Origin of the sequence: Frisingicoccus sp. (assembly GCF_048388605.1) — a bacterium.
Classification (GTDB): domain Bacteria; phylum Bacillota; class Clostridia; order Lachnospirales; family Lachnospiraceae; genus Frisingicoccus.
In genome coordinates this window covers 81,538-97,020 of record NZ_DBGCTU010000025.1, presented here as the reverse complement: position 1 = coordinate 97,020, position 15,483 = coordinate 81,538, and the positions used below count along the sequence as shown (strand labels likewise).

The window sequence follows — 15,483 nt, the reverse complement described above, 5'->3', positions numbered from 1 at the left end:
TTCACCAGTTTTCCTTTAAAAATTGAACGATATCCACGGCCTTTGGCGGACAACCGCCCAGACTTTTCTCAAAACAGGCGGTGCACTGACCGATGCCGATGTCCCCGCTTTTACCGCGATAGCCCTGCCCGATCGCAAGGGTACCCTTCTCCTTTGATTTTAAGAGACCTGCTTCATTCAGCCGGTCTAACGCATAAATCAAGGAGCCGTAGCAGGCCGAACAGGCGTCCTCAGAGCTGGCATACCCAGCAAGTCCGGCAACTCTCCGGGTATTTTTTGCCGGTTTTATCGGCTTCTTGCCCATTTGCCCATCAGTCCCCGCATTGAGAGATATAACTTTTGCCGAAGCTGTATCCATACTTCCCACGCCAAGTTCTGCTGCCAGACGGATATATTCAATATCTTCCGGCCGGTAGCCCATGCTCTCTGCCGCATAGCTGTCGCAGAGCACCGGGTCTTTAAAGCCAAGCACCCGGTCCATCACCACCGGATTGCCGCCCTCCTCAAAATCCAGGTCCCCGCAGATATTATCCACCAGTACAAAATCCTGATGGATAATGGTATTCAGATGGGCAATCGGCTTATGAAGTCCCATCGTGTGGAAACGCCGTTTTTCCGAATCAGGTATCAGGCCTTTACTGTTTTTCAGTGCACAGGTAATGATTGTCTGACAATGCCCTTTCAGCACCGGCATATTAATGAGATAATCCACCGCCAAAGCCTGTTCGCAAACCTTTAACTTCATTCCGGCCCCATTACATTCCCGAAAACGGTCCTTCTGAGTATCTATAAAGGGTACACCATGTTTTTTGCATACGGCATCAATGCCGCTGGCTATTACAGCCTCCGATGTTCTGTCTCCAACCCAGGAGCCCTCCAATACAACCAACTGATGAAAGCCGTAATTTTTCAGATAGGTCAATGCGCCGTCCACCAACTCCGGGTGGGTTGTCGCTCCGCCGGAGGCATCCCGTGCCACGACAAGATTGGGCTTCAGGCCGACGCATCGGCCGCGGTCTCCAATATTCTCTGCCACCCGGGCTGCCTCCAGAACCCGCACAGCCATTTCTTTATACTGATTTCCCTGAATCACAAATATGTCTTTACGGTCCATGCTTGTCCCCTTCTGTTCCTTCTATGCAATGCAAAGCGAACCGTTTTCATATACCAGTTTCTTTGCTACCGTCCCGGCCTGCACATACTCATCTTTCATCGCCTCTATCTGACGGATAATATCATCCTTTGTTGAAGCCTGAAAGAGAGAAAGAATATGCTCGTCTCCCATCGCCTGATAAACCAGCACAATATCCGGGAATTCCTTATGTGTCCAGAGAGAATAAGTCAGCAGATTATTTCCCTCCGTATCCTGGATAATAAAGCCATCCAATAAATCTTTTGAAAAGTTCTGCAGTTCCATGTCCGCATACCAGCCCGTATACTGAGAATGTTGAGTCAACTCTGTATGGACGATCTGGCAGGCACACCAGAATCTATATACCTCATCCGCTTCCTCCATACCGCAGTTGCGGGCCACATAAACCTGGATACGGCCCTCATTTTCCATTTCCTTGCAGACAAGCTCCTTATGACATTCCGGCACGCCGGCCAGCCCAAACTCATTAAGCTTCTGCATCCATCCAAGAAATACCGGGTCCACATCGCACCGTTCTGCCGACACAAGATAGCCCTCCTCGGCAACAAGCGCCGTCAGTTTCTTCGCAAACGGATGAATATTCTCCGCAAATTCGGCAGCCTCCGCCTTTAACAGATTATAACTGGACATCACATGGTCAATGGCACAGTTCTCCTGAAGAAGCCGCATCGCAAATACCGTGTCATATTTCTGCCCCGGAAGATTTGTCACATCCGCGTTTATAAACGTTATATTGTGTACATCCAGTCTGGCCGCCAGCTCTTTTGCCGCCTTGATCGCATTCGGGCTGCGGTCAACCGCTGTAATATGTGATTCCGGAAATGCCATTCCAAGGAAACAGCTCATAATTCCGCACTCACAGCCTGCATCCAGAATTTCCTTTCCAAAAACATCATGGTTTTCCACAATCCAGTTACACATCTGACGGTAATTGTCCGCCTGATATCCTCCGTTAAAGAGAAGTGCTTTATCCAACAGCTCATTTTTCATCTCATAAAATTCAGCAAGATAATTCGGATTTTGCTCATATTCACGAATTTTACGATAAATATCACTGAGCATTTTCCGGCCGATCGTTTCCCCATATTTCGCACTGAACTGAAAATAAAGCGCCTTACTTTCCTTCGGAGGATTCATCTCCAATTGACGCAGATAACTGAGCCCAATATCTTTTTTCTCTTCCATAATTTACACCTTCCCATATTAATCATAATCAAACCGAATACGAAGTTCGCCGTCCTCAAAAGACCACCCTGTCATTTTTCTCCGGCGCACTTTATCCGGCAAATGAAAACGCCTTGTCTGATTACGCACAACAAGAATCAAATCTTCTCCATCCTTAGAAACCTGAATCTCTTTTTCAAATACATAAGGAAGTTTGATAATAAATATTCTTGTCCCCTGTTCATCTTCCATCCGAAATGCCTGCTCACGGCAAAATACGGTTTCCGGGGCCGCTTCCGCATAAAGTTTATCCCCGACAGATTTCAGAACATCAATTCCGCGCAGTTCATCCTCCTGCAGCATCAGTTTAAATACCCGGCAGTCGCCAAAACTCTGTTCCGCAATCTCCAGACTTTTCGCCTGCATATCTGTCCAGCCCGAAAAGTAGCCCTGCATGGCCTCCTCCGGATAAATCTTATTCACATAAACGGCATCCACACCGAAATCATATTCATTGATCCATGTATAACTGCGTCTGGCTTCATCCATGACAATCCTCTCCGGAGTTGTCACAATCCGCATACTGGCCAGTTCCCGGTTCTTTAAAATTTTCTGCAGCTGGGTCAGCCGTTTGACCAGCTTGTCAAATTCCTCAAATACCTGGTCCCTCGGCTTCGGCACCTGGGTTTTCCGGGAAATAAAACCGCCCAAAGCATTGTTCATACTCCTCACCGAAGGCAGTAGTTTATCCGCCAGCACACTCAGTCTCTCCGGATATCTGAGCAGAGATAAGGTTTCTCCCGTCGGCGCACAGTCAATGATGATCACATCATAATCACCGCTCTCATAGGCGTCAAGGATCTTAAGCAGTGAAAACAATTCATCAAGGCCGGGAAATAATAAAACCTCATCCGTCTCAATACCGCCGTTGGCCTTTTGAGAAATAATCTGTTTCAGATAATCTCTTAAATTTCCCCAGGCTTTCGTACTTTCCGCCACCGGGTCGATCTCCAAAGCCCAGAGTCCTTCAAAAACCGCCGTCGGCTCAAATCCCAGCTTCATATCCAGCGAATCCGCCAGGCTATGGGCCTGATCCGTACTCATAACAAGGACTTTTTTCCCGGAAAGCGCAGAATTTACAGCCGTCGCAGCCGCAATACTGGTCTTTCCGACACCGCCTTTCCCGGTATAGATAAGAATTCTCATGGCTGCTTCACATCCTTTCCGTCTTCCTCCGTCCTCTCCGCCGGCCTCAGATCAATCTGAAGCCTGTCCTCCGTCAAGCGCACATCCATAATCTGCGCGCCTCGCAGCGTATTCGGAAGAGGAATACACCGATGATAATTATTTACTTTTATATCTACATCCATATCATGCACATTGACCGCTACTTTATCCGTCTCGGCTCCCGGAAGCCGTATCGACAGACAATAGCCCCCGTCAATGACATCATAGGTCTCTTTCTCTCTACGCACATTTATATCAAAAACATTCGGCAGCTTCAATACGTCGCCGGCCAGCCGCGCGATAGCCTCTCTTCCGCGGACCTCATTGGAATACCACGGTATCTTTGTCACCGGCACATCGGCAAACACTCTTTCGAGTTCGTCAATATACTTTTTCTGTATATCCCGCCAGTGATTCATAAAATCGCTGCCCGTTTCTTCCGGCAGGATCCGATTTATAAAAACGCCGTCCACCTGATAGTCATACAGATTCAAATACATAAAATTCCGTTTTGTCTCCTCCACAACCATCTTTTCCGGCACACACACTAAACGGACACTGCAAATGTCCGAATCTTTCAGAAGTTCCTGCAATAAAACCATCTGGCCATGCATTTCTTCAATTTCATTCATCGCTTTATGGGTTGGAAGAGTCACTTTATATTTCACCTTTGATACCGGGGCCAATACCCGCACCATTACCTTTCCAACCGGGAAAAACTTTTCCATATACCACGTGAGCAGCTCCGGAAGCTTCAGAAGCGATAACGTCTCTCCTGTCGGCGCACAGTCCACAAAAATTCTTTCATATTCGCCGCTCTCATAAATATCCTTAATTTTCATCAGGGAAAACAGGTTCTCAAATCCGGGAATCATAAAATTATCCCCGACATTTCCAAGGGCTGCCCCGGAGCTTCCCATCAAAGAGGCAATCGCTTTATTAAAATTGGGAAATTCCTCTTTCATAAGCATATCCGGATCAAGCTCCAACAGGGACAGGTTCTCTTTTACCTGTTTGACATGCCCACCTACTTCTGTTTCAAAAATATCTCCAAGATTGTGTGCCATATCTGCACTGACAAGCAGTGTGTGTTTACCTTCATCGGCAGACGCTATAGCATGTGCTGCCGCCACACTGGTTTTCCCCACACCGCCCTTGCCGGTAAAAATAATAATTCTGCCCATTTACATTCCTCCAATGTAGTAAAAGAGTCACACCAAAGTCTGACTCTGATGTGACTCATTCTATTACGGTCTATCAACCCTGTCTGAAAGATACACCAATCTCACCGTGTGGATGTTTCCAACTCTTAACAATCTTGTCATGGGAAAGAACCCTGCAGGTTCCGCACTCAAGGCATCCAAGATATGAGAAGCTGAACTTTCCATCAATGTACTTATAGCATTCTGCCGGGCAGGCCAAAACAAGTTTTCTTATTTCTTCCTCGTCCTTGCACTCAAGGTCAACATCGATATGAGAGTTCTCTTCATCAGTATGGAATACGTCAAGGCCTAATTTTGCTTCAACACTCAATTTCTTCATATTAGAACGCCTCCAGTATATTTGTAATCATGTCAACGAGCTCTCTAGCGCTGGTCTTCTTCGCAATAGACTCAATAATATACATTATAAGTCCGCTGTTCGGCTGACCATCCACTGTAAACAATTTAGCTGCAATATCATCAGCCATAGCCGGAAGATCTTCAAAGATAGCCCGGCAGGTAAGCAATGTCGGGAATCCCTTGCAAGCATCCATATCCTGCATAACAAAGCTTTCTTTCAATGCTTTTTCATACTCGGAAAGTGTAGCTGCGCTGAAATCACCGATTTCATGTGCCTTGATCAATGTCTCGGCTGCAATACGGCCGGATTCAATCGCAAAATCCATACCTCTTACGGTAAAGCCAAGGTTGATGCACATGCCGGCTGCATCACCGGTAACAAGAACGCCATCTCTGTAAAGTTCAGGAATCATATGAATTCCCTCTTCAGGTACAAGATGTCCGGAATATTCAATCGTTTCTCCGCCTTCGATAAACGGAGCAACAGCCGGATGTTCTTTAAATCTGTCAAGCATCTGAGGAACAGATATATCTGAATGTCCGATATCACTTAATGTTGCAACAACACCTACGGATACTGTGTCTTTATTTGTATAGATAAATCCGCCGCCGAAACCGCCGACTGTAGGGTCACCGGCTGAAAGCCATGCTGTACCTTCGCCAGGTTTAAGAGCGAAACGTTCGTTAATAATTTCTTCACTGAGTTTGATCGTCTCTTTAGCGCCTACTGCAACCTGTCCAGGTTCAAGCTCTTTCTTCATGCCGATCTGCTGTGCAAGCAGTGAGTTCACACCATCTGCAAGAACAACAGCTTCCGCATACATTTCTTCGCCGTCAGATTCGATACCTACAACTCTGCCGTCTTCAACGATCAGATTATCAACAAGAATACCTGTGATAATTTCTGCACCGGCCTCTTCAGCCTTTTCAGCCAGCCACTGGTCAAATTTTGCACGAAGTACAGTGTAGGAAGCATTTCCCGGCTCCGAACTTAATTTTGCTGAACCATATCCGATATCCAGAGAGCCATCCGCTGTCATGAGAGAAACTTTTTCATGTTTGATAATTCTCTCAATTGGGGCTTCTTCTTTGAAATTCGGAATAATCTTTTCAAGACTGTGCCCATAGAGACGTCCGCCTGTCATATTCTTTGCGCCGCAATAATCTCCACGTTCAATAACGATAACAGAGAGTCCTGCATTTGCGAGAACAATCGCTGCAGAGCATCCGGCAAGTCCGCCACCCACGATGATAACGTCGGCGTCAAATTCTCTCTCGCTCATTTATATCCTCCTTATTGTATAAAGCCAAAGGTCAATATTTACTTTTTTTATTTTATTTTTGTCCCCAGACCAGGACACACGCACCGCACATCCTGTTCTTATGGTTTACCGCTCTCAATCCGAGCCTGCGGTATAAATCTTCAAGTTCTCCCCGATGAAGAAACTTCTGTGTCGATTCATACAGCCACATGTATTCTTTTTTATATTTCCGGCCGCCGCCAAGCATCGGCATGATAAAGCGGAAATATATATTGTAAAACGGCCGTACAACCGGACTGTCTGGGACAAATGAATCTAGACAATATATGTAACCACCGGGTCTGACAACTCTTTTCATCTCGTGCAGGACCTGTTCATAATCCGCCGTATTCCGAAGTCCAAACGAAATACATGCCGCCGTGAAACTGTCATCCCTATAGGGTAATTTCATGGCATTGCCCTGTGTGAAACGAACATTTCTGCGTCCGCAGCGCTTGCTTTCCGCCACCTCAAGCATCGCCGGTGAAAAATCAATCCCCGTCACTTTAAGGTCACGCCTTGCGTCCGCCATTTTCAATGCTATATCCCCGGTTCCGCAGCAAACATCCAGTATGTTGGTCCCCCGCGGAGTATCCGCAGCCAGTCTGTCCGTGAGCGCTTTCTTCCAGCTATTCTGCAATCCCAGACTGATCCGGTTATTTGCACGGTCATAGCCCTCCGAAATGCTCTGAAATACACTGTAAACACGCTGTTCTTTCGAATGTTCAGCCATGTAAAACCTCCAGAATGAATCCTGCTGCAAAAGCAGCTGTATAAGCTCCGTTCAGCATAATATTGTTTACGGCAATTCCCTGCATTGTGGCTATACGCCCTTCCGGCTCCAGCGTGCGCGCCAGCTGCCCGCTGACGGCCGTTCTGCCGATGAGCGCCACGCATACCACACTCACAAGGCCAATCGGGCCAAGCATCGCCGTCGGAAGCACCAGCACAAGCGCCACCCACGCCACGATAAGATAGCGATACAATGCCCGGGTCTTTGCCCTGCCGATACATGCGGGGAAGGTACGCCTTCCGGCTTTCCTGTCCTTTTCAATATCACTGCCGTTATTGCTCATCATAATTAATGCGATTCCCAAAATCATCGGGAGAGAGTAGAATAAAATCTGCCAATGAATTTTCCCATCGGCACAGCCCGCAATCCCCAATGGGATAAGGCCGCCCATCACAACCCCCGATACGATCTCCCCTATCGGAAGATAGGATACCGGAATCGGTCCTCCGGAATAGAGCAAAATCACTACGCCGCCGATAAGTCCGATAACAACAGGAATCATCCCGCTTCCTCTGCAGGCCGCCAACCCCAGAACAGCTCCTGCGGCTAAATAGCCGATCCCCAGGATCAATGCGCTCCGAGGGGCAATATTTCCGTAGATCAAAACTGCATCATTGACTTCCACATGATCGCTTGCACTGTCCGTTCCCTTAATAAAATCAAAATAGTCATTCAGAGTATTCACAGCGCTTTGAAGAAGAACACATGCCACAATCAGCATGATTCCCTTGCCCCATGTAAGTCCCAGCCCCTGCTGCCAACAGTAAAAATCAGCAAACAACGCAGGAAACAGTGAAGCCACCCACGAACGCGGCGCCGCCAAATTCAGTGCCAGCTTCGGTGTCAGTGGTTTATAATGCTCAGATTTCCTCAAGTTTATCCAACATCCTTCTGATTTTCCGTGCCTCCGGGATATCCTCCAGAGAATTCAGTATCTCGCCGGCCAGGGCCGCATATCTGTGGATCTCTTCCACGGTACGCTCCACACCGCCGCAGCGGACAACATCTTTCTCCATCTGTTCTATCTCTTCCGCACTCAAATTCCGCTTTGCATTTTCTCTCATAATCGGGAGAAGCGCCTCCCTGCCCTCAGTCACTCTGAGAGCCATAAGCACCGGAAGCGTATATATGCCATCGTGGAAATCCTTATGGGTCTTCTTTCCCTCGGCCACCTCACTGGATGTAAAATCCAGAAGGTCATCGCGAAACTGAAACATAATGCCCAGATATTCTCCAAAACATTTAAGTTTTTCGGCAATATCACTGCTGCATCCCGCCTCGATCGCTCCCAATTCACAGGCCGTACTGAAAAGAGAGGCCGTCTTTCCTTTGATATTCTTCAAATAGGCGTCCACGGTCACATTCTCATCATATCTGCATACCGCCTGACCTATCTCTCCGATGCACATATCTTCAACGGTTTTCGAAAGAATCTTTGCTGCATCAATAAGTTGCTCTTTCGCCTGCCAGTAATGAACTCTCTCAATCAGGAAATCGCCGGCATACACTGCCGCATCCTTTCCGTATTTGCCCTGAATTGAAGGCTTTCCGCGCCGGAAAGGTGCTTCATCAATGATATCATCATGAATCAGCGACGCCATATGAGTGAGTTCCACCATCGCTGCCAGCATGCAGAGCCTTTCAGCCCGCTCCGAAGAGTCGGGGCCAAAAGCGCTGCAAAGCAGTAAAAGTCTGGGGCGAATCATTTTCCCGGATGAACCGAGCACATCATCCAGTACGGCGCCTGTTCTGGTGCCGGCAAATGAGTTTTCAGCGATTTTGTGTATATAGTAATTTACCCGTTCCATCGCTGACTCTTCCATCATCGTACAGGCATTATTCCGCTCTGTCATTCTTTTATCTCCAGTTCATCTTTAGTCTATTTTTATAAATGTCGATTTAAATCTTATACAAGGCCTCTCTTTTCAGCAATAATTTCTGCTGTATGTTTAACCTTGATATCCAATCCACGGGCATCCAAACCGCCGCGAATCTGCATCATACATCCCGGACAGTCAACAGCAACAACGTCTGCGCCTGTAGCCTTGATGTTTTCAATCTTCTTTTCAAGGATAGGTGTTGCAATATCCGGATAAAGTACGCTGTATGTACCGCCGAATCCACAGCAGTTATCATGATCTTCCATCTCAACAAATTCAACACCCTTGGTGTTCTTGAGAAGTTCACGCTGTTCCTGAGTTACGCGCAGGCTTCTGCACAGATGGCAGCTGTCATGATAAGTAACTTTAACGGCTTTTCCGTCTCCGGATTCTTCGCATCCGCCGAGATCATAGAACAGTTTACAGAAATCGAATGTCTTATTTGCGAGTTCTGTTGCTCTCTTATGCATCTCTGTGCCTTCTTCGAAGAAGCTCGGATAATCACGGAGCTGATGTGTACAGGATGGACATGCGGAAACAATATAATCATATTTCTCTGCTTCCATACCTTCGATGTTGATCTCCGCTTCTTTTGTAGCATTTTCAACATCACCCATTGTTGACGCCGGGCAACCGCAGCAAGCCTGTCCCAGAGGCATCTCTACAACATAGCCGATGGAATTCAGGTCAAGAACAACATCCCGTGCCAGATCCGTATATACAAAGTCAAGCAGACAGCCTGCAAACAGAGCGATCTTGCCCTTTGGATTTTCAACGTTCTGCTCAATTGTCGGGAAGATGTCACGCAGCGGAACCTGTGCAATGTTCGGGAAGCTTCTTCCTTCTGTCAGACCGGAAAGGAACATCGGCAGATGACGGATCATCGGCTGACCCTTTGCAAATGGAGCCTGAGCCACAGAAGCAACACGAAGCATGGAGTGGAACAGCTTACGATCGCTGACTGCATCAAGCGCGAATTTCTTGATCGCATTTGGATGCTCTTTTGCATCTTTCTCACGAATCTTACGGATCATATCTGTGATCTTAAGACCGCCGCCGCAGACTTCCTTACATCTTCCGCACTGGAGACAGAGATTCTGAATCTCGCTGGCACGCTGTTCGTTAATAAGGAAGTGAGTAAGCATGATACCGATACCGCCGGTATATACTTTGGAGCCGTATACATGGCCGCCGACTAATGCGAATGCCGGACAGACATCGAGGCAGGCGCCGCAGCGGATACATTCGAATACCTGTCTGAATTCAGGCTCTGCAAGAATTGCCCGACGACCCGGATCATCAATGATCACCGCATAAAATTCTTTCTTTTCTTTTGTATCGTTTTCTTTATCTGTAACGACTTCTGTTGCACCTGTATACATGGAAATATAAGCTGTAATTCTCTGTGCTGTACCGTTACGCGGAAGCGCTTTGAAAATCCAACGTGCATCGGATATGGATTTTACGAATTTCTCAATACCGAAAATATAAAGATGGATTTTAGGAAGAGTGCCGACCATACGTCCATTACCTTCATTAGACATGGTAAATACTGTACCTGTATCGGCAACAGCTACGTTTGCACCGGAAACACCCATATCGGCTGAGCAGAATTTCTCTCTCATAACCTTACGTGCAGTCTTAACTTCTTCCGCAATGATTGGTGCATTTTTAACTTTTGTATAATCTGTAAACAGATCAGCAACTTCTTCTTTATTCAGATGAAGTGCCGGCATAACCATATGTACCGGAGTATTTCCCTCAAGAGCTATGATAAACTCACCGAGGTCCGTTTCCTGAACAAGAACGCCGTCATCTGTGAGAACTTTATTAAAATGAAGTTCCTCAGAAGCCATGGATTTCGACTTAACAATCGTTTTTACGTTCTTTTCTTTAACAAGTTCGCGGATTTTCTCCATTGCCTCTTCTTTTGACTTGGCAACGATAACATGTCCGCCTCTTGCTTCACAATTCTTCGTGAAGTCTGCAATCATCTCATCCACATGATCTGCTGCATAACGTTTTACTTCACTGATCTTCTGACGTGTGGCTTCAAAATCAACACCTTCGTAAGCTTTCTCTCGTCTGGCCGGATAAGTCTTACAAAATGTACCGAGTGTTCTGGCAAGAGTGGTGTTGTCCAATGCAGCCCGAATTTCTTGTTTTAATGCTTCACTTGACATTATATTCCCTCCTTACCTTATCATTCATCATCTACAACAACAATAGAAAGCTGAAGTGGTCCATGAACACCAACGGTGCTGACACACTCAATATCGGCCGTACGGCTCGGACCGGTAACAAAACCGACAAAGTTCGGCATCTCCGGCCATCCTGAGATAATATCAAACATATCGTCATATTCCGGCACGATCATCGAGCCTTTTATAATACCGATATAGTATTCTGACATGGTTGATACAATTCTCTCATCAATAACGTCTCTTGCCTGAACCATGGTGCCGAGATTTGCAATACCAAACTGACTCTCTGAAACACCGCCTTTTACTTTCTCTGCGTTGAGACGAATGTGATCTGTGTACACTTTAATACCTGCCTCTTCAAGAGCATTGATAACGCCCGCCTCTTTCATGAGCGGAGTCTCAACGATACAGGTATCCGGGATGCCGGCCTCTGTAAAAATTCCGGCAACAGCCTTACCAAGATTTTCCTTGGATGCGCGCACACATGTTCCGTTCACGCCTTCAAGATTCGTTTTGAATCTTTCGTACAATTCATCCGTGATTTTATTCATTGTTACGCCCCTTTCTGACGAATTTATTGCGTCGTTTTACTTATCTAGTATATTAAAAAAAATACAGTTAGTCAACGCTACAGCATGTATTTTGTATGTTTTTTTAATCAATTTGACTACATTTTCTTCAATTTTAGTCAATTTTTTGTCAATCTTGGTCATTGACACCAAAAAACCGCTTTTCTGTATTGATTCAAAACATCCTATCTGTTATGATTGAATAAAATCAAGAAATTCGAGGATAAAAATATGGACGAAGAAAAAATTGCATTAAAGCTTGAAGGGGATATGTGTCTTGATGACTCCGATAAGGATTTTATCATGATCTGGAGCAGAGCCACCGATATTGCCGACCAGCCGCTGATCGTCTGCTGGCAGGTCACTGAACCGGAAGCCGGAGAATTGAAAAATATGGTTGCGGAATGGGGTAAATTTATCGTAATGACGCCGGAAGGCAGGCCCATCGGAACTGCAAATGAATATTTTCTGACAAAATAGCCGAAATTAACGCGAAAAAAGCAGGGGAAGAAGTTGACTAAATGTTGACTTCATCCACCCGCTTTTCCTATACCCATTCGGGCATCCCGAATGGGTATATCTATTCCTTCAGATTTAATTTGGCAAAGGCCTCGGCGAAGGCGTTATTCAACGGCTGTTCCGCCTCTTTTCGCTGCTTGTTCAAATATTTTTGAACATCCTTTTTGCTTACACCGGCGCCCTCCTTTTTTCTGCGTTCCTGGAACACAGAAAGCTTTTCTTTATAGCCGCAAACGCAGACAAAGGTTTGAGCATCGCCCTTACCGTACATTTCCATCCGTTTATGGCACTTCGGACACCGGGCATTCGTCGTCCGGGCTACCGTCTCCCGGTAACCGCATTCCCTGTCCTGGCAGACAAGCATCCGGCTGTTTTTGCCTTTCACCGCCAACATGCGTTTGCCGCATTGCGGGCATTTTGTGTTCGTCAGATTCTCATGCCGGAATTTCCCGTCGCCGGTGCGGATCTCGGCAACGATCTCCTCTGTATAACCCCGGATATCCTGAATGAAAACGTCTTTTTTAAGCCGCCCTTCCGAAATAGCCGTCAGCTTCTTTTCCCAATCCGCCGTCAGGGCCGGTTTCTTCAAATCTTCCGGCACCAGTTCCAAAAGCTGGCGCCCCTTAGAAGTGACGTAAATATCTTTGTCTTTTTTCTCCATCAGAAATGTGTTAAACAATTTATCAATGATATCCGCCCGGGTAGCCACCGTTCCAAGACCGCCCTTCTCCATCGCCGTCAACAGCGTTGCTTCATTATAATAAGCCGGCGGTTTTGTCTGTCCCTCATTCATTTTAACCCGGGTCACAAGCTCTTTGGTTCCCTCTTTGATCTCAGGAAGCAGCTGTTCCCGAATATCCTCCTCTGCTTCTTCCTCCTGAAAATCCTCATAGGCCGCCTGCCATCCCGGCTGCTTCATTATTTTTCCCTTCGCCGAAAATGTTTCACCGCCGCAGGTCCCCCTCAACGTGGTCTGCTCATATTCACATGGCGGATACAGCACTGCCGCAAACCGGCGGACAACCAGATCATAAATTTTTCGTTCATCACTGCTCATATGCTCCAACTGAACAAACTGCTCCGTCGGAATGATGGCATGATGATCCGACACCTTGCTGTCATCCACAAAACTTTTACTTAATTTCAATGTCTGATTGATCAGTTTCCCGGTAACTTTCCGGTACGGCCCCACACTGCAGGCCCTGAGCCGCTCTTTCAGCGTCTCGGCCACATCTTTTCCTATGTATCGGGAATCGGTTCGCGGATAGGTCAGTACCTTATGATTCTCATAAAGCCTCTGCATGATATTCAATGTTTCTTTTGCCGAAAAGCCGAAACGTTTATTCGCATCCCGCTGCAATTCGGTCAGATCATAAAGTCCCGGCGAATAGATTTTCTTTGTTGTCCGATGAACCTCCTGAACCGTCAGCTTTTCGCCCTGAACCTGATTTTTAATTTTTTCGATGCGTTCGCTGCTGAATGTCCGGCTGCTCCCCGACTTTCCATCCTGCCAGCTCCATGTAACGCCGCCGCAGGACAGAGTCAGCCCATAATATTTCTCCGGTTTAAATTCCCGGATTTCTTTTTCTCTCTGTGCGATCATCGACAATGTCGGTGTCTGAACACGGCCGCAGGATAACTGGGCATTATATTTGCAGGTCAGCGCCCGGGTGCCGTTGATGCCGACAAGCCAGTCCGCTTCCGCCCGAGCCTCCGCCGCCGCATAGAGATTCATATAGGCCCTTCCGTCCTTCAGATGGGCAAAGCCCTCCCGAATCGCTTTATCTGTCACCGAAGAAATCCAAAGCCGCTTCACCGGTTTATGACTCCCCGCCTTTGCAAGAATCCAGCGGGCCACCAGCTCGCCTTCCCGCCCCGCATCGGTGGCAATGACCACATCGGAAATATCCTTCCGATACAAATGATTTTTAACTGTCTGATACTGTTTGCCTGTCTGCTTTATAACCACCAGCTGAAATTTTTCCGGAAGCATCGGCAGATCCTTCATCTCCCAGGCTTTATACTTCGAATCGTAGGCCTCCGGATCCGCCAGCGTCACAAGATGGCCCAATGCCCAGGTGACAACATACTTATCTCCTTCCAAAGCGCCCTGATTATTTTTGCCGCATTTTAAAACTCGGGCAATATCCCTGCCCACTGAAGGCTTTTCGGCAATAACTAATGTTTTCATATTTATATCCGTTCCTTCCTTAATTACAGATCATTGGACACAGGCTTGAATCCCTCTCCGAGAATCTGGCTCACCTCGCTGACAATGAAAAAAGCATTCGGATCGATTTCCCGCACGATCCGCTTGATCTGGCCAAACTGAGATTTGCGCGCCGCACATAAAAGGACGTCCTTTTCTTCCATTGTATATGCGCCGACCGCCTTTAAAATAGTCGCGCCCCTGTCCACATCGACAAGAATTTTATCCTTAATCTCCATATTTTTCTCTGAAACAATGAGGAGCATCTGGCCGTGCTCGCTGCCATAAACAATACTGTCAATAAGCTTTGTCTGGGCAAACAGCGCCACGACGCCAAAAAGTCCCGCTTCTATATTATGAAATACAAGCACAGAAATAGCAAGTACCAATCCGTCGATCAACATCAATGTCCGCCCGATCGGCATGTGGGGAAATTTGCGCTGGAGCAAAAATGAAATTGCATCCGTACCTCCGGTGGAAAATCCCCGCAAAAAAACCAGCCCTAAACCGGCGCCCACAAAAATGCCTCCAAACAGAGAACCCAAAAATCGTTCCCCCGTGTACATCGGCACCCACGGCGTCACCACATAATCCAAAATGACTGAGCTGAGCAATACGGCGCCCAGACTCTGCATCGTATATTTTTTACCCAGATACCGCCAGCTCAATATAAAAATCGGCACATTGATCACAAAGGACATCAAGCCGATCGGCAGTCCCCATAAATACTGGATCAAAATCGCCATACCCGAAACACCGCCCGGCGCAATATTCGCCGGCACCAAAAAGCAATGAATCCCCAAAGACATAATAAAAATCCCGCTAACTTCAAAAATCAAATCCAATATTTTTTCTTTTCCGTGAAATTTTTCTCCCATATTTTTTCCTCCTCTTTTTCCAGT

The 15,483-nt window shown here is 46.8% G+C and carries 14 protein-coding genes; 1 reads left to right on the top strand and 13 read right to left on the bottom strand.

Annotated features, from left to right (window positions below; all coding sequences use genetic code 11):
- Window position 1: 1 nt before the first annotated feature.
- From ACMN7X_RS05705 to ACMN7X_RS05655, 11 genes are all read right to left on the bottom strand, one after another.
- Window positions 2-1,114 carry a DUF362 domain-containing protein gene (locus tag ACMN7X_RS05705; protein WP_418746521.1) on the bottom strand — a complete coding sequence of 371 codons (1,113 nt, stop codon included), beginning with the start codon at window positions 1,112-1,114 and terminating at the stop codon, window positions 2-4.
- 21 nt (window positions 1,115-1,135) lie between these two features.
- Window positions 1,136-2,338: a class I SAM-dependent methyltransferase gene (locus ACMN7X_RS05700; RefSeq protein WP_418746520.1), complete on the bottom strand. Its 1,203-nt coding sequence runs from the start codon at window positions 2,336-2,338 to the stop codon at window positions 1,136-1,138.
- A gap of 18 nt (window positions 2,339-2,356) precedes the next feature.
- Window positions 2,357-3,523: an ArsA family ATPase gene (locus ACMN7X_RS05695; protein ID WP_418746519.1), complete on the bottom strand. Its 1,167-nt coding sequence runs from the start codon at window positions 3,521-3,523 to the stop codon at window positions 2,357-2,359.
- Window positions 3,520-4,728: an ArsA family ATPase gene (locus ACMN7X_RS05690; protein ID WP_418746518.1), complete on the bottom strand. Its 1,209-nt coding sequence runs from the start codon at window positions 4,726-4,728 to the stop codon at window positions 3,520-3,522. Before ACMN7X_RS05690 ends, ACMN7X_RS05695 begins: the two co-directional genes overlap by 4 nt.
- Window positions 4,729-4,801: 73 nt before the next feature.
- Window positions 4,802-5,086, bottom strand: coding sequence for a ferredoxin family protein (locus ACMN7X_RS05685; RefSeq protein WP_178042694.1), 285 nt, complete (start codon window positions 5,084-5,086; stop codon window positions 4,802-4,804).
- A 1-nt stretch (window position 5,087) separates the two neighbouring features.
- Complete coding sequence (locus ACMN7X_RS05680; RefSeq protein ID WP_418746517.1) at window positions 5,088-6,389, bottom strand: FAD-dependent oxidoreductase; 1,302 nt, start codon at window positions 6,387-6,389, stop codon at window positions 5,088-5,090.
- A 52-nt stretch (window positions 6,390-6,441) separates the two neighbouring features.
- Window positions 6,442-7,140, bottom strand: a complete 699-nt coding sequence (locus tag ACMN7X_RS05675; protein ID WP_418746516.1) for a ubiquinone/menaquinone biosynthesis methyltransferase — start codon at window positions 7,138-7,140, stop codon at window positions 6,442-6,444.
- A complete protein-coding gene (locus ACMN7X_RS05670; RefSeq protein WP_418746515.1) occupies window positions 7,133-8,074 on the bottom strand; it encodes a prenyltransferase in 942 nt (313 codons plus the stop codon). Before ACMN7X_RS05670 ends, ACMN7X_RS05675 begins: the two co-directional genes overlap by 8 nt.
- Window positions 8,061-9,053 (bottom strand): polyprenyl synthetase family protein, encoded by a 993-nt coding sequence (locus ACMN7X_RS05665; RefSeq protein ID WP_418746514.1) that lies wholly within the window; start codon window positions 9,051-9,053, stop codon window positions 8,061-8,063. The genes ACMN7X_RS05670 and ACMN7X_RS05665 overlap by 14 nt, the downstream gene beginning before the upstream one ends.
- 53 nt (window positions 9,054-9,106) lie before the next feature.
- Entirely contained in the window at window positions 9,107-11,263 is a 2,157-nt protein-coding gene (ldhH, locus tag ACMN7X_RS05660) for an L-lactate dehydrogenase (quinone) large subunit LdhH (protein WP_418746513.1), read from the bottom strand.
- A 20-nt stretch (window positions 11,264-11,283) separates the two neighbouring features.
- The gene (locus ACMN7X_RS05655) at window positions 11,284-11,835 is read right to left on the bottom strand and encodes a LutC/YkgG family protein (protein ID WP_418746512.1); all 552 of its coding nucleotides are present in this window, start codon (window positions 11,833-11,835) and stop codon (window positions 11,284-11,286) included.
- Between the two features lie 249 nt (window positions 11,836-12,084).
- Here ACMN7X_RS05655 and ACMN7X_RS05650 point away from each other — a divergent pair, with 249 nt between their 5' ends.
- Window positions 12,085-12,333, top strand: coding sequence for a hypothetical protein (locus ACMN7X_RS05650; RefSeq protein ID WP_418746511.1), 249 nt, complete (start codon window positions 12,085-12,087; stop codon window positions 12,331-12,333).
- 100 nt (window positions 12,334-12,433) lie between these two features.
- Here the strand turns inward: ACMN7X_RS05650 and ACMN7X_RS05645 are convergent, their stop codons facing one another.
- Together ACMN7X_RS05645 and ACMN7X_RS05640 are read right to left on the bottom strand one after the other, a co-directional pair.
- Window positions 12,434-14,563: a DNA topoisomerase III gene (locus ACMN7X_RS05645; RefSeq protein ID WP_418746510.1), complete on the bottom strand. Its 2,130-nt coding sequence runs from the start codon at window positions 14,561-14,563 to the stop codon at window positions 12,434-12,436.
- Between the two features lie 23 nt (window positions 14,564-14,586).
- On the bottom strand, window positions 14,587-15,459 hold the full coding sequence (locus ACMN7X_RS05640; RefSeq protein WP_418746509.1) for a YitT family protein: 873 nt from the start codon (window positions 15,457-15,459) through the stop codon (window positions 14,587-14,589).
- Between the last annotated feature and the right edge of the window lie 24 nt (window positions 15,460-15,483).

Coding starts and splice junctions, on each gene's coding strand:
- ACMN7X_RS05705 (WP_418746521.1), bottom strand. CDS start 1,114: ATGGACCGTAAAGACATATTTGTGATTCAGGGAAATCAGTATAAAGAA.
- ACMN7X_RS05700 (WP_418746520.1), bottom strand. CDS start 2,338: ATGGAAGAGAAAAAAGATATTGGGCTCAGTTATCTGCGTCAATTGGAG.
- ACMN7X_RS05695 (WP_418746519.1), bottom strand. CDS start 3,523: ATGAGAATTCTTATCTATACCGGGAAAGGCGGTGTCGGAAAGACCAGT.
- ACMN7X_RS05690 (WP_418746518.1), bottom strand. CDS start 4,728: ATGGGCAGAATTATTATTTTTACCGGCAAGGGCGGTGTGGGGAAAACC.
- ACMN7X_RS05685 (WP_178042694.1), bottom strand. CDS start 5,086: ATGAAGAAATTGAGTGTTGAAGCAAAATTAGGCCTTGACGTATTCCAT.
- ACMN7X_RS05680 (WP_418746517.1), bottom strand. CDS start 6,389: ATGAGCGAGAGAGAATTTGACGCCGACGTTATCATCGTGGGTGGCGGA.
- ACMN7X_RS05675 (WP_418746516.1), bottom strand. CDS start 7,140: ATGGCTGAACATTCGAAAGAACAGCGTGTTTACAGTGTATTTCAGAGC.
- ACMN7X_RS05665 (WP_418746514.1), bottom strand. CDS start 9,053: ATGACAGAGCGGAATAATGCCTGTACGATGATGGAAGAGTCAGCGATG.
- ldhH (WP_418746513.1), bottom strand. CDS start 11,263: ATGTCAAGTGAAGCATTAAAACAAGAAATTCGGGCTGCATTGGACAAC.
- ACMN7X_RS05655 (WP_418746512.1), bottom strand. CDS start 11,835: ATGAATAAAATCACGGATGAATTGTACGAAAGATTCAAAACGAATCTT.
- ACMN7X_RS05650 (WP_418746511.1), top strand. CDS start 12,085: ATGGACGAAGAAAAAATTGCATTAAAGCTTGAAGGGGATATGTGTCTT.
- ACMN7X_RS05645 (WP_418746510.1), bottom strand. CDS start 14,563: ATGAAAACATTAGTTATTGCCGAAAAGCCTTCAGTGGGCAGGGATATT.
- ACMN7X_RS05640 (WP_418746509.1), bottom strand. CDS start 15,459: ATGGGAGAAAAATTTCACGGAAAAGAAAAAATATTGGATTTGATTTTT.